The sequence below is a fragment of the Brevibacillus sp. NRS-1366 genome (genome assembly GCF_050467985.1).
Genome location: NZ_JBITPN010000021.1, coordinates 276772 through 290163 on the forward strand (window position 1 = coordinate 276772; position 13392 = coordinate 290163).

Genomic DNA, 13392 nt, shown 5'->3' on the forward strand with positions numbered 1-13392 from the left:
GCTTATTGCTCCGCAGCGCGATCGGCTTTGCGAAAACGCGGCCGCACGGGCTGGATAAAGTAAATCGACAAGAGCAAGCACACGACTGTTACTAGCCCTAAAAAGAAGCAGTAATACCAAAATGGGTCGATATTCAACAGGGTGAACTGGGTATTGTTCATTCTCCGCAAGTCACGGACTGGTCCTTCATCAAAAATATTCAACATCGCAAAAAGCGGATTGATGCTGTGCAACAGATCAGGCCAAAGCGGAAACGGCGTAGAAGTTGCGTAGTTGACCCGGCGCTGAAAGCGGATCAGCTCGCGAATGATCTCTGCAAGCACACTGGATCCAATCGCAAAGCCGAATACGAGCGCATAACTGACAACCGTCGCGATTCCAGTCCGTTTGATCAGGGTGGACAAAAGCACCCCAATACTGCCAATGGCAAACATCGTAATGACATAAAAACTGAACACCTTGATTAATTGCACCGGCGAAATTCCCCCGTACAAAAAGACGATGGCGTACAACGGTATCGTCGCGAACACGAGAAACGTCATGAAGCTGAGCGAAGCCAGCCATTTCCCCAAAATCAGCCTGGTGGCACTCACATTGGTCGTCAAAAGAATGCTCAGCGTCTGCCGTTCACGCTCACCCGAGATGACGCCAGCCGTCAGTCCCGGCACGACAAACCCAATCATGCCGAGCTGCAGGATAGACAGCATCATTAACAGCTCGCGGGTTTGGTTGGGATTATAGTAGCTCCCCCCGTTCGTCTGCAAAAAGATGTACAATAGCGTCATACCGCCGAGCGTCAGCAAGTAGAGGAAAATGATCCACGGTGATCGGTTCGTCCGCATCCGCATTTTCCATTCATTGAACAAGACAGGGTTGCGCAATCGTTTCCATGCGTTCACGAGCCCACCCCCTTCGTAATTTCCAGGAAGATTTCTTCCAGGTCTCCGACAGCCTCATTGAACGCGGCAACTGGAAGTCCTGCTACGGCAAGTTCCCGCAAGAGCTCCACCTGCTGTTGGTCATTCCCGGAAAAACCAGCTACAATCCAGTTTCCTTCCCTGGTCACGCTGGTAACCAGAGGCATTTCACGCAATCGGGTCATGGCTTCCTCTACCTGATCCAGCAGGCGAATACGCAGGACGCGCTGTTCCTGCATCTTTGCGTAGATTTCCTCCACTCGCCCAAAGGAAACGAGGTTGCCTTCTTCGACTATCCCGATGACATCACACATCTCCGCCAGCTCCGGCAAAATGTGTGAGCTGATGATGATCGTTTTTCCCATGTCCCGCAGTTCTTTTAAAATCTCCCGTAATTCGATCCGCGCCCGTGGGTCCAGACCGGAAGCTGGCTCATCGAGGATCAGCACTTCTGGATTGTGCACGAGTGAGCGGGCAAGTCCCAGCCTCTGCTTCATCCCGCGGGACAGGGAATCTACGTAAGCATCGCGCTTGTGACTGAGATTGACGAGCTCTAGCAGCTGGGGAATGATCTGTTTTCTTTCCGCAGCCGGAATATCGTAGTTGGCTCCGTAAAAGTCCAGGTACTCCTCGGCCGTCAAATTATCGTAAACACCGAAAAAATCTGGCATGTAGCCAATCAGCTTGCGCACTTCTTTTGGATGCTTCGTTACCTCATAGCCGCCTACGTACGCTTTCCCGCTCGTCGGTTCCAGAAGGGTCGCCAAAATTGACATCGTCGTTGATTTTCCTGCCCCGTTCGGCCCGACGAAGCCAAACACCGTTCCCTTGTCAATTTCGAGTGTAAGTCCCTTCAAAGCTTCCATTTTTCCATAGCGCTTGCGCAAATTTTGAATCTGGATCACGGTTTACTCACCTTCCCTTCCACACTGACATTCGGAACACCAATGTGGCGTTGCTCTTCAAACTGGTGGGCAAATTTGAGGCGGAGAATGCCCTCTCCCGATACAAAGCTGGCTGCTTTGTCGCCCGTCATGACATTGTTCGTGAATACTTTCTCGAATGGCTCATACGCCTTGCTCTTCCAGTTGTACACCTCTTTGGCGAACGGCGTATTGTCATCCGACCATGTATACAGATAAAGGTTGTCAACCGTCAGCTTCTGTCCATCCTGATACAGATTGATATCGAAGGAGATGTCTCCAGCAGACAGCCTGTAACCGTCTCCTTCATCCTGCACAGGAACGGAGCTGCCTGACATGGCCACATCAAATGTACCTGCCGGGTAATAAACATGTCCGTCCTTGGACGGTTTTACTTGCAGGGCAGATGTGACCAGAGAGATGCTGTCAGCTTGTACGTTTTCATTTTGAACCACTGACTCTACGACAGGCTGATCGGTCCAGCCCGCTATCATCACCTCGGAGTTCGCGCCTCTACTCTGCCAAAACTCCACCATATTCAGCATGAGCTCCTCGCGTGAATCTTCACGCGGGGTCTGCTGCAAGCGCTGTGGCAAAAGCTGCGAAGCGAGCCCGTGTCTTTGAACCGTTCTCATTTGCGCTGACGGCTGTAATGGCAGATTTACTTCCACGCTCGCCCCGGGTGCCATCTCGGCAAATTCCTGTGTTTGTGCCCCTGAAGCAATTCTCACTTCTTTGAGCGTAAATTTGGTTTTGTTGGTTACAGTCCCACTCAAAGCTCCATTGGCATAGGACAGATTGGATTCAAATGTGCCCGCATCCGGAATGGTTCGCTCTGAAGCAACCTTGCGCATTGACCAGAACTCTACATCACGAAACTGGATCTCGGATTGGTCAGGCTGCATGGATACCCAAACTTTCGGAATCTCATTCGTTCGCCTGCTTTCCAGAATGGGCTGAGACAAGCCTTGCCCCTTTATCGTCATTTTGTAATCGCCGCTGCTCGGAACGAAAAAGGCTGTTACGGCATGCGCCTTCGCTTGTCCATCGTTTTTGAGCTGGACAAAGCTCGTCTCATGAACCATCACACCAGAGCCGCGCTGCATCGCACCGAAGGAAAAAATACCAATTCCCGTCACCACTGCCAGCGCGGGAACGACCACCCACATGTAGCTTTGCTTGCGCATGGCTCGCAAAATGAAAAAGAGAATCGGTCCGGCAATCAAGGCATACACGCCAAAGAACAGCGCAAACCAGGTGACCTCTGGTATTTTCAACGCCGGAATTCGGTCTGCAGCCTCCTGTAACGGCCATAAGCGATCGAATTCAGACTTTCTGGTGCTATCAAGCGACGAGCCGAATGCCTTGATGAGCGTATCCGCCCAAAAACGGCTATTTCCAGCCCAGCTTGCGACAGGTTCTTCCGCCAAATCATAGGCAACGTATAAGACTTTTCCTTCTCCTACGTTGTGAACCGCAACGAGGGGCACCCCACCCTCAGCGTTTAGCACCTTCCCTGTCTTTACTGACCCATTGCTGATCGTAAATGGCGATGTCAACTCGATTGGCTTGTTTTTATCTGTAACCATGCTGGATAACGAGCGTACACTCGTCACCCCGGATACCTCTACCGGTGATAAATCTGTAAGTAGGCCTGCGGTTTTCTTGTACTGGGCTCCCCCCGCTAGAACCAGCAATCCCCCTGCCTTTGTCCAATCGCGAATGGCCCCGATCTGTTGTTCATTTAACGTATCCAGGGCAAAATTGTTCAGTACGAGCATGTTGATCATCTGCAGCTGCGCCCCGGCTGTCGGAATCAGCTCCGGCTTCATCGGGAGCACCCTGACATCGTACGAGATCGAGCTTTTCGGCAAAACTCCTAAAAAATTGGCTGTATCCTGGCTCCCTGCGAGTACGCCAACCATCAGCGTATCGTAGCTGTAGCGCTTCCCACCTACTGGGGCCTGGGCTACAATCTTGCCGTTTTGCATCAAAGCTACATATGTATCGCTGTTCAGCTCGGAGCCTGGCACGGAAATCATCACTTGCTTGGTGGCCCCTTTGGCTACGGAAACCGGCTGATAGTACGCCACGGCAAATTCGTTGTTGCCCCTGTCTCCCGCTGCAACTAAGAGCTCTCCTTCTACATCCGCCCCTCCGTTCGTCACGGTTACCTGGACAGGCACCATTCCCGCTTCTTTGTACTCTCCTCCGATTCCCGCCGTCACGCCGAGATGGATCGTCTCCTCTGCCAGGGCAATGGAAGTCAGATGACCAGGACCTCCCGCCACCAGGAGAAGGAATGCACAAATGGCTGTCAGCCAACGTTTGCACTTCGCGGTATTCATTCGCTATACCTCCATCGACGGTTCTTCTTACTACAAATCCGTCATTTTCATATAGATAATGACGACAGAGGGAGACAAAAAGCTACAGTCTATTTCGAAAATGGATTTTGAAAGACGCTCGTACTGTAGTCTGACACGATAAATGCAAAAACCACCTCACACGAAAGAGGTGGAATCATTCTGGTGAAAAAGGCAGGCGCAGAGGCTCGTCCAGCCTTGATCGACTTTCGTTCCGGCGTCCCTGCTCTGGAACTTTTTCCGCGAAAAACCTGGGGAAAGATCGTGCAGGATGTTTGCCTGGACGCTCCAGCAGATGTATTTGGCTACGGACGGCCAGAAGGTCAAAAGTAACTACGAGAGGTGCTTGGCCGCTATCTGTACCGAATGCGAGGCGTCCAGTGCGAGCCCGAGCATATCGTGATGACTTCTGGAGCCACACAGGCGCTCTCGTTGATAGCCAAAGTCATGTTGGGACCAGGCAGCACCGTACAAATCGAAGATCCGATTACCTACGATATCCAAACCATCTTTCGATCATCGGGAGCCACCCTGCAGCCGATTCCTACAGACGCATACGGCATGGTGATGGAAGCATAGTCTAACCCTCCTTCCCCATCCCCGAGCTTTGTGGGCTGTATGCATGTGGGGGGAGTCGGCCGGACTGAATATTGTAGCAGCGTTTCCCGGAATTCGATTCACACCAGATGTATTCGTCTCCCTAGAGGAAGCCGGTGTGCTTCTCTATCCAGTGGAGGAGCATGCCATCATCAAAGGCAGGCATGAAGAGAAGGTCATCATCGGATATGGAAATGTCTCGGAGGAACAGATCGTGGAAGGCGTGAGCAGAATGAAAGTAATTTTGGTATCGTTGTACCCTTCTCTTCTAAAATAGCAAAAGAGCCAATCCGCCACATAGGTTCGGTTTTGGCTCTTTGCTGAAATGTATCTGCTTAGGAAGGATTAATAACCACGGCGACCTCGACAGCATTGTGGCGGACAGAATCGGCAATGATCCGGGCATCTACGCCTGTGTTCTTGACCGTAAATTCTCCCATGGCTTTGCCCTTGCTCCCAACCGGGAGGCTGTGGATATCCTGGTCTTTGTTGAGATGGATAATAGGAAGACTGACCATAAGATGAAGTATACGATGACGGCCACTGCGAACTCGGATAATACATGCTGTCGCCCTCTTTCCTTTTAATTTTGATGACTATATGTGTATATGCACGGCGTCATTTACCTGCATAGACTATTGACATCATGCTAGGAAATTAGGGTATTTACCTAAAGAGCGCAGCCTTTTCATCGACACACTCACTTAACGGCCATACCCGTATCTTGCGGAATTTTTAACGCTTGCTGTCCATGCGCCGCCCCGTCTCCCAGATTCAGCAGGACACAACCGGCAATAATCAAGCTGACCGCGATCACTTTTTTAACCGTGAACGCGTCCTTAAAAACGATGACACCAATCACTGCCACAATCGCTGTGCCGAGTCCCGACCAAATAGCGTAGGCAGTCCCAACCTCCATCTCCTTGAGCGCCATGCTAAGGGATGAAAAGCAGAGTACATAGAAAATAAACATCATCACACTGGGTATAGGCTTGCTCAGTCCATCTGACAGCTTCATAGATGTCGTACCTGCCACTTCCAGTAAAATAGCGAATAAAAGATAGACCCAGCTCGTCATTTGTCTCCCTCCCCTCTTGCTGCCGGAGCCAATACGCCACCCAGCAAAATATCAATCATAGCATCCAGCGCCTCCCTGATCGTCATGTGGTGATTCCCTGCTATCTGCTGATCGATCAACTGGTCAATGCCCCCCGTGTACATCTGAATGAGGATCGGAAGCTGAATCGGTCGAAAAATCCCCTCTTTGAGCCCTTGCTCAAGAATGAGCCGAACATGCTCCCATTCTTGCTTGTTGCACTCCTCTATCAGCTTCCACTGCTGGGGATAATAGCGTTTTAGCTCGTACCATACCCGCAGATCCGTACGTGCGAAGCTGTTTGGCACCAACGCCAAAAGCTGCTTCATTTTTTCAACCAAATCCATATGTGGATTGTGCAAAATCTGGTCTTCGCTTACACGCAAGTCCTCGATGCTCTCCTCAATCACTTGTGTAATCAAAGCCTCTTTAGACGGAAAATAGGCATACAAGGTCTTCGTACTCACCCCTGCCCTCCGAGCTAAATCGGACATGGTAAATCGTACACCTCGTGTCTCTACCTCTTGTACCGCGCATTGGATAATCCTCTCTTGCATGTGAGCCTGACTCTCCCTTCAAAAAACAAGGAAAATATTTCGTTTTCTATATTTTCCTTCATGATCAGAATATTGTCAACTATCTCCAAACCATGCTCGACATAGCACGCTTATCCCTGGGTCGATCTTTTCCAATGAAATGCCGGAGAATCCCAGAAAAAACTCCTTGGGCAACGTATCTGGGGGCAGCAGCCATGTGAACGATGCCGAGGACGTCCTGACTCCAGCTTGAATCGCCAGCTGCTTGAGTTCTTCCTCAGTTCGCTCGCTGTATACCCGCAGCAATACGTGAAAGCCCGCATCCTTTCCGATCACACTGGCTCTCTCACCGAAATGCTTTTGGACAGCCGCAAGCAGTGCATCATGTTTTTTGCGATACAGGTTGCGCATTTTGCGGACGTGCTTTTCCAATAATCCTTTTTCCATAAAAGCTTGCAATGTTCGCTGATGCAAGCGAGAAGACGATTGTTCCAAAAGGGTCTCGCGAAGGAGGCTGTAATAGACCTCCAAGAGTGTTTCCGGCAGAACCATGTACCAGACACCGAGCGCAGGAGCCATGACTTGTGCAAAACCACCCATGTAAATGACGTTCGAATTGGGTACCAGCCCCTGCAGAGATGGAATCGGCCTGCCATGATAACGGAACTCTCCATCGTAATCGTCCTCGATGATGTAGCCATTGACCGTTTGTGCCCACTCCAGTAATTGCAACCGTTTGGAAACAGGCATAATCATCCCACGTGGATATTGGTGCGAAGGCGATACGGCAACTAGCCTGATATTGATTTCATACAGCTCCCCGATGCAAATTCCGTCCTCTTCCAGAGAAATCGGGACTGCTTCGTATCCATGCTGTCGAAATGTATTGGCATATAAAAGATACCCTGGGTTCTCTACGCCGATATGCTTATGCGTTGTCCCTAGCATCAGACTGACTAGTGAGAGCAAGCCGAATTGATCCGCCCCAATCACAATCTGGTCTGGCGAGCAAGCAACCCCTCGATAGCGACGCAAGTAGTCTGCAATTTGCTGTCGAAAGCCGGGCTCGCCTTGGGGATCACCGTAGAAAAGATCCTCCTGCTGTTCCAGTCGAAGGGTTTGATTGTACAATCGACGCCACATCGTATACGGAAAAAGCGAAAAATCATTTTGAGACATGTGAAAGTCATACATGTATGGTTTGTCATCGCGAAGCAATGGCCGTTTGCTCGGAACTGGCTGGGATTCGTGTTGCCCAGGCTCGCTATTCGTAGCGATTCCCGGTTTTACCTCTGGATCAGGCAGTGCCTCCACAAAATACCCGCTTCGTGGCCTGCTCTGGATAAAACCCTCGGACAGTAGCTGCTGGTAGGCCATCTCCACTGGAGTCGTGCTTAACCCGAGCAAATCTGCCAGCTTGCGAACAGAAGGCAATCTTGTTTGTTCAGTCAGTCTTCCCGCGACAATTTCATTTTTCATGAACGTATAAAGCTGTACGTACTGCGGTTCATCTCCATTTTCATCCCATTTGGGGGTTAGCAGCATCGGTGTATCACCTTCCATCTGTCCTTTTATCTTTATCAAAACTGTCCATTTTCAAGTATATACATGTTCGCTATGCTAATTAAAACTTCCCTGTACGTACTACAAACAAAACTAGGAGGACTCAGCCAATGTCTACTTATGAAAATACCAATACCCCGGTCCGCTTTTTGGAAGGCGAACGCGTCTATCTACGACCAATCGGGCTGGAAGATACAGAGTTTTACTACCAATCCTTATATAGCAAGGAAACTCGCAAATTAACAGGGACGCAAAAGCATTATACACGCGAACAAATTCACCAGTATATCGAGAGCAAGGGACAAGACTCTTCAAGCGTACTGCTCCTGATCGCACTGTGTGAGAGTGATCAGGTGATAGGAGACATCCAGATAGGCGATATCGATATGTTCAACCGCAACGCATTTATTCGAATTGCTATCGAGCAGTCTGCCTATCAGGGAAAAGGATACGGAAGTGAAGCCATGCGACTGATGCTGGACTACGGCTTTGGCATCCTCAACCTGCACCGGATCGAGCTGAATGTATTCGCCTATAATGACCGTGCTATTCATACGTATGAGAAGCTTGGCTTTCAGCGAGAAGGCGTACAGCGGCAAGCCCTTTATTACAACCATGCCTACCATGACTCCATTTTGATGTCGATGCTGGCAGATGAATACCGGGTGAAGTATGTAAAATAGCTTTGTTGCGGGAATTTGCCCCCTTTAAGCTAGGAAATGGAATCACAGAAGGATAAAACAAAAGCAATTCTTTTTAGGGAATTACTTTTGTTTTATTGTTAATGATTAGCATTTTTTGTAAAATATAACGAGTGAACAATGCACACTAGTTCCTATCATTTCATTCCTCAATATGGAAGTTAAAGGCGGGATAATGATAATGGTAAAGTTATGTAAAACAACTTCACTCCTATATTTTCTGCTGTTTTCGCTTAGTTTAGCAATGTTTGGTTGCAGTGATCCCCAATCCCAAAAGGAAGACAGCCAAATTCATGAAAAGAAAGATCAGGATAAAGAACTAATCATATCCGAAAACAAACCAGTCATAGACGAAAATGTTACAGTTGACGAACCCCCGAGTACTGATGATCGTTCAAAAGAACTGGATTCGGCAGTTACAAAACTAGCAATTGGTCAATCTGCTGCTTACGTGCAAGAAATGTTCGGGAAAAAATACGAGCTTGTCAATAGCGCTGATACCAATACGGTCATTTGGCGTTTTGATATTACCAAGAATACTGATTATAAATTTGTTCCAACGGGGACGACGTTACAAAAAATGAATGTAGATGTTGTTGATTACGATAGTTTAAGACAAGGCATAATCGATGCCCAGCTTTTCATCGAATTTGATGAAAAAGATAAAATTAGTACATTTAGTTACTACTATAAAGCAAGCGATGATGTCATTACAGTACGGCATACTTTTGAAGATGGTACGGTTAAGGAAGAAAAAATTTAAAAAAGAAAATTGTCGTCACAGAAAAATGATTGATCGATTGACAAAAAACAAGTCCAAAGCAAATTCTGCCTCGGACTTGTTTTTTATTTTATAAGCTCGGACTGTCATTCGGCCAATCGAAAAGTCCGGAATTTTGGCCGTCTTCTTCCGTCCCGCTTCCCCGTCCTTTCGCCTCCAACCGATCAATCCGCTTCTGATACGCAATCCCATCCGCTTTTGACCTGTTGCGCAAAAGGCTTCCCCGCTTCTTCCACTGTTCGTACGCCTGCCGTGTATAATGCAGCGCTTTTTCCCAATCTTTGAATTGGTGCTCGCACAGCTTGGCCGCCTCGATATATACCTCTTCCGGGACGTAGCCGGATGATTTCATGCAAGACTCCCAGACGTGCAGTGCCTGCTGATAATCTTTTTGCTTTTTGTAGAGGTGCCCGATCGCCAGTCTTGCCCGGTTGCTCCATGCGTGATTACTGTCTGCGACGAGACGGTACCCATCCATAGCTGCCGCCTGATCGCCCAGCTTGTCATACCATCTGGCAATCTCAAAGCGCTCCTCATGAGAGATAGCTCCATGCTCATGATCTAACAATAGCCGGGTCATGTGGATGTAGAGAGTAATGAGAGACAAGACGTCCGTCTCATTATGACGCAGCACACCCTCGATCACATCCGGGTCCTGGGAGTGCAAAAAGTCAAAATAACGGACCGGTGCCAAGTAACCTGGCAAGTCGTCTTCTCGAAAAACGTCCAGCTTCTCCTGCTCGATGATCCCCAATCGGCATGATTCCAGCTCAGCCTTCCACAATCTTCTGGCGCCATGCAAGAGGTCGAAATGACCAAACACGGGCAAAGCAGGGACCTGATCGCGAATCAGCGTATGCCGGGTCCGAACCTGCGGCCAGTCGAAGGATTTCCCGTTAAACGTCACCAGATGAGAAGATTTCCCCGCATGTTCCAAAAACGATTGGTACAAGGTCACTTCCGCGTGGGGAGCAGGCAGGAAATGCTGACGCACCACGACCTGTTCACCTTCGATACGACTGTATCCCAAGAGAAAGACAGTATTGCCCGCACCGCCGGATAAACCTGTCGTTTCCGTGTCAAAAAACAACAGGTCCTCCGGTCGTCTGCCCGCCGCCGAAAGCGGATGCTCTCTGCCAGATGCTTCCCAAATCGAAATCGCTTCATGCAGCTCGGAAAAAGCATAAGCCCCGTGCCGCCAACCAATCGGAAAGCGAACTTCACGGATCATCACATGCTCGTCTTCCCATATGTACGGCGTGGCTTGCAGCTTTTCCCAGCGGTCCGCATATGGAATCTCTTGCGTCGGATTGTCTGTAGGCATAGACTGCTGGTGTTGCTCTTGTTCGGCAGGGAATTCGTTTACCAAAGCATCGCGTCCCTGCGCCGGAGCCAATTCCATCGACGAAGTCTCTATTTTGTCCGTTTCTTTTACCAGATGCCCTTTCATCCGTTGCAGCTTGGACTTAAGAGACATACGCACTTCCCCCCCCAGCGACGCGCAGCAAGGTCATGGCCAGCTCCTTGCTGCCGTCATCGGTCGCTCCCACGCAAGATGGACAGCCGGACTCGCATGGACAGGAAACAATCATCCGCTCCGCTTGGGTGAGAATCATTTCCATTTCCTTGTACACCTGCTCACTAAGGCCGATCCCTCCCGGATAGCGGTCGTATAAAAAGATCGTCGGCTCCTGTGAGTGGACTGCCTTGCGCTGGGGAATCACGTGCAAATCCATCGGATCGCACATGACGAACAACGGAGCCACGTGCTGCAGCACATGCGCCAGACCAACCAATCCACGCTCCACATCCTCCGTACCGATTTCCGTCAAGAGCGTCTCCGAAAAGCCGATCCACGCTGCATTCGTATGCAACTCTTCTTCTGGCAGGTGAATCGGACCAGAGCCGATGTTTTCATGCGTCTCGAACTTGATTTTTTTGAAAATCGTCGCCATCGCATGCACGGAAACCTCACCGTACGCAAAAACGCCCTGCGCATGCTGGCGATACTGGTCCTGCTCGAGCACCTTTAGCTGAACAGCCAGATTGGCATCCGTATAGTAATCGACCTGCACTTCTCGGACGTACGCTTTCTTTTCCTCGTAATCGAGCCTTTCCACTTGAAATTGGGTACCCTGATGCAAATAAATCGCTTCATCGTGCAAGAGCGTCATCGAGCTGAACCGATCCATTTCCCCGATGACTCGCTCATTGCCCCGCTCACTGATGTCGATAATGACCACATTTTCCTGTGAGGCTGACCTCAGGCTGATGTTGTGCGCAGGGAACGAATCGTTCATCCAGAACCATTTGCCCCGCGAGTAGTGAAGCACCTGCTCCTCGGTCAAAAACTCCAGAATCTCCACGATTTCCGCGCGGCCAAAACGGTCTCCCTCACGAAACGGAAGCTCATAGGCGGCGCACTTGAGATGGTCCACCAAAATGATCAAATTGTCCGGATTGATCCGCGCGGTCTCTGGACTGCGATCAAAAAAGTACTCAGGATTGGCGATTACGTACTGATCCAACGGCGTAGAGCTCCCGACCATGATCACAGCCGACTCCCCCTGCCGCCTTCCCGCTCGTCCCGCCTGCTGCCACGTACTGGCAACTGAGCCCGGATACCCGGTAATCACGCACGCCTGCAGCTGGCCGATATCAACACCAAGCTCCAGTGCATTGGTACTCACTACACCCATGATCTCACCATTGCGCAAGCCACGCTCGATTTCCCTTCGCTGGCTGGGCAAATACCCGCCACGGTACCCTTGAATCGTCTTTGAACCGAGCTTTCGCTTGATCAGCTCCTGCAAGTACGTCAGCAAAATTTCCACGCGAACACGGCTTCTGGCAAACAGGATCGTCTGAATGCCATTGGTCAAAAACTGTTCGGTAATATCCCGCGCTTCAAGTGTGGCGCTGCGCCGAATGTTTAACTGCCGGTTGACCACAGGCGGGTTGTAGAAGACAAAATGCTTGGTTCCTGCTGGTGCGCCGTTATTATCGACCAGCTCAACCTGCTCCTCAGTCAACAGCTCTGCCAGCTCTTTTGGATTGGCGATCGTAGCCGATGTGCAAATAAATTGCGGATGGCTGCCATAAAAGGCGCAAATTCGCTTGAGGCGCCGAATCACGTTGGCTACATGGCTGCCAAACACCCCTCGGTATGTATGCAGCTCATCAATGACGACATATTTGAGATGTTCAAAAAAGGAAACCCACTTCGTATGGTGCGGCAAAATCGCCGAGTGCAGCATATCGGGGTTGGTAATGACAATATTTCCTGCCTTTCGAACCATCTGCCGTATATTGGCCGGGGTATCCCCATCGTATGTTTCGGACTTGATCGAAAGACCCATTTCTGAAATCAGCTCGTGCAGCTCGGACTTTTGGTCCTGTGCCAAAGCTTTGGTTGGGAACAGGTAAAGCGCACGTGCCTGCGTATCTTCTGACAGTGTCTGCAAGATCGGCAGATGGTAGCACATGCTCTTTCCAGAGGCGGTAGGGGTTACAGCTACGATATGTTTTCCTTCGCATACATGGCGAAAGGAGGTTTCCTGATGCGTGTACAACGAGGTAATTCCTCTTCTAACTAAAGCATCCTGTATGCGCGAATCCATTTCCACAGGAAAAGGAACGGACTTAGCTTCGCGCGAAGGAATGACTCTCCAATGTTCAATGTTATCGCGAAAACGTTCGTCTGTTTTTAAGTGATCCAGTACGGCAGACATGTCTTTTTTTCGATTCATCTTCGTCACCTTCTTGCCCTTATTGTACGAATAGGCGTTCGGGTTGTAAATGTATAAATATGTGAGAAAGTGCAAAGTGAGGGAGGTGGTTGTCATGCTGTGTGGTGGGGAGGAAAAAGCACTAATTTGTCTAGAAAGCAACAGCTTGACTAAATTGGGGCGA

General features: G+C 49.8%; 13 protein-coding genes. 5 read left to right on the forward strand and 8 right to left on the reverse strand.

The genetic code is table 11. From position 1 onward, the window contains the following. Positions 1–2: 2 nt before the first annotated feature. From ACIFQN_RS15510 to ACIFQN_RS15520, 3 genes are read right to left on the reverse strand one after another with little or no spacing between them, the layout of a single operon-like run. Complete coding sequence (locus ACIFQN_RS15510; protein WP_429833936.1) at positions 3–899, reverse strand: ABC transporter permease; 897 nt, start codon at positions 897–899, stop codon at positions 3–5. Further along, a complete protein-coding gene (locus tag ACIFQN_RS15515; RefSeq protein ID WP_429833937.1) occupies positions 896–1822 on the reverse strand; it encodes an ATP-binding cassette domain-containing protein in 927 nt (308 codons plus the stop codon). The genes ACIFQN_RS15510 and ACIFQN_RS15515 overlap by 4 nt, the downstream gene beginning before the upstream one ends. Then, complete coding sequence (locus tag ACIFQN_RS15520) at positions 1819–4188, reverse strand: DUF7408 domain-containing protein (protein WP_429833938.1); 2370 nt, start codon at positions 4186–4188, stop codon at positions 1819–1821. Before ACIFQN_RS15520 ends, ACIFQN_RS15515 begins: the two co-directional genes overlap by 4 nt. Positions 4189–4371: 183 nt before the next feature. Here ACIFQN_RS15520 and ACIFQN_RS15525 point away from each other — a divergent pair, with 183 nt between their 5' ends. The 3 genes from ACIFQN_RS15525 to ACIFQN_RS15535 are packed head-to-tail and all read left to right on the forward strand — an operon-like array spanning position 4372 to position 5080. Beyond that, positions 4372–4539 carry a hypothetical protein gene (locus ACIFQN_RS15525; RefSeq protein WP_429833939.1) on the forward strand — a complete coding sequence of 56 codons (168 nt, stop codon included), beginning with the start codon at positions 4372–4374 and terminating at the stop codon, positions 4537–4539. Between the two features lie 9 nt (positions 4540–4548). After that, complete coding sequence (locus tag ACIFQN_RS15530; protein ID WP_429833940.1) at positions 4549–4785, forward strand: aminotransferase class I/II-fold pyridoxal phosphate-dependent enzyme; 237 nt, start codon at positions 4549–4551, stop codon at positions 4783–4785. A gap of 43 nt (positions 4786–4828) precedes the next feature. Continuing rightward, the gene (locus ACIFQN_RS15535) at positions 4829–5080 is read left to right on the forward strand and encodes a hypothetical protein (RefSeq protein ID WP_429833941.1); all 252 of its coding nucleotides are present in this window, start codon (positions 4829–4831) and stop codon (positions 5078–5080) included. A gap of 423 nt (positions 5081–5503) precedes the next feature. On the opposite strand, the gene ACIFQN_RS15540 is transcribed toward ACIFQN_RS15535, so the two are convergent. The 3 genes from ACIFQN_RS15540 to ACIFQN_RS15550 all read right to left on the reverse strand — a co-directional run bounded on the left by ACIFQN_RS15540 (position 5504) and on the right by ACIFQN_RS15550 (position 7980). Beyond that, positions 5504–5881, reverse strand: coding sequence for a DMT family transporter (locus tag ACIFQN_RS15540; RefSeq protein ID WP_429833942.1), 378 nt, complete (start codon positions 5879–5881; stop codon positions 5504–5506). Then, a complete protein-coding gene (locus ACIFQN_RS15545) occupies positions 5878–6456 on the reverse strand; it encodes a TetR/AcrR family transcriptional regulator (protein WP_429833943.1) in 579 nt (192 codons plus the stop codon). Before ACIFQN_RS15545 ends, ACIFQN_RS15540 begins: the two co-directional genes overlap by 4 nt. Positions 6457–6531: 75 nt before the next feature. After that, positions 6532–7980, reverse strand: coding sequence for a PLP-dependent aminotransferase family protein (locus tag ACIFQN_RS15550; protein ID WP_429833944.1), 1449 nt, complete (start codon positions 7978–7980; stop codon positions 6532–6534). 128 nt (positions 7981–8108) lie between these two features. Here ACIFQN_RS15550 and ACIFQN_RS15555 point away from each other — a divergent pair, with 128 nt between their 5' ends. Then, positions 8109–8681 (forward strand): GNAT family N-acetyltransferase, encoded by a 573-nt coding sequence (locus ACIFQN_RS15555; protein ID WP_429833945.1) that lies wholly within the window; start codon positions 8109–8111, stop codon positions 8679–8681. Positions 8682–8880: 199 nt separating this feature from the next. After that, complete coding sequence (locus ACIFQN_RS15560) at positions 8881–9462, forward strand: hypothetical protein (RefSeq protein WP_429833946.1); 582 nt, start codon at positions 8881–8883, stop codon at positions 9460–9462. A gap of 88 nt (positions 9463–9550) precedes the next feature. On the opposite strand, the gene ACIFQN_RS15565 is transcribed toward ACIFQN_RS15560, so the two are convergent. Further along, positions 9551–10957, reverse strand: coding sequence for a ribonuclease H-like domain-containing protein (locus ACIFQN_RS15565; protein WP_429833947.1), 1407 nt, complete (start codon positions 10955–10957; stop codon positions 9551–9553). After that, complete coding sequence (locus ACIFQN_RS15570; RefSeq protein WP_429834143.1) at positions 10947–13229, reverse strand: DEAD/DEAH box helicase; 2283 nt, start codon at positions 13227–13229, stop codon at positions 10947–10949. Before ACIFQN_RS15570 ends, ACIFQN_RS15565 begins: the two co-directional genes overlap by 11 nt. Positions 13230–13392: the final 163 nt, after the last annotated feature.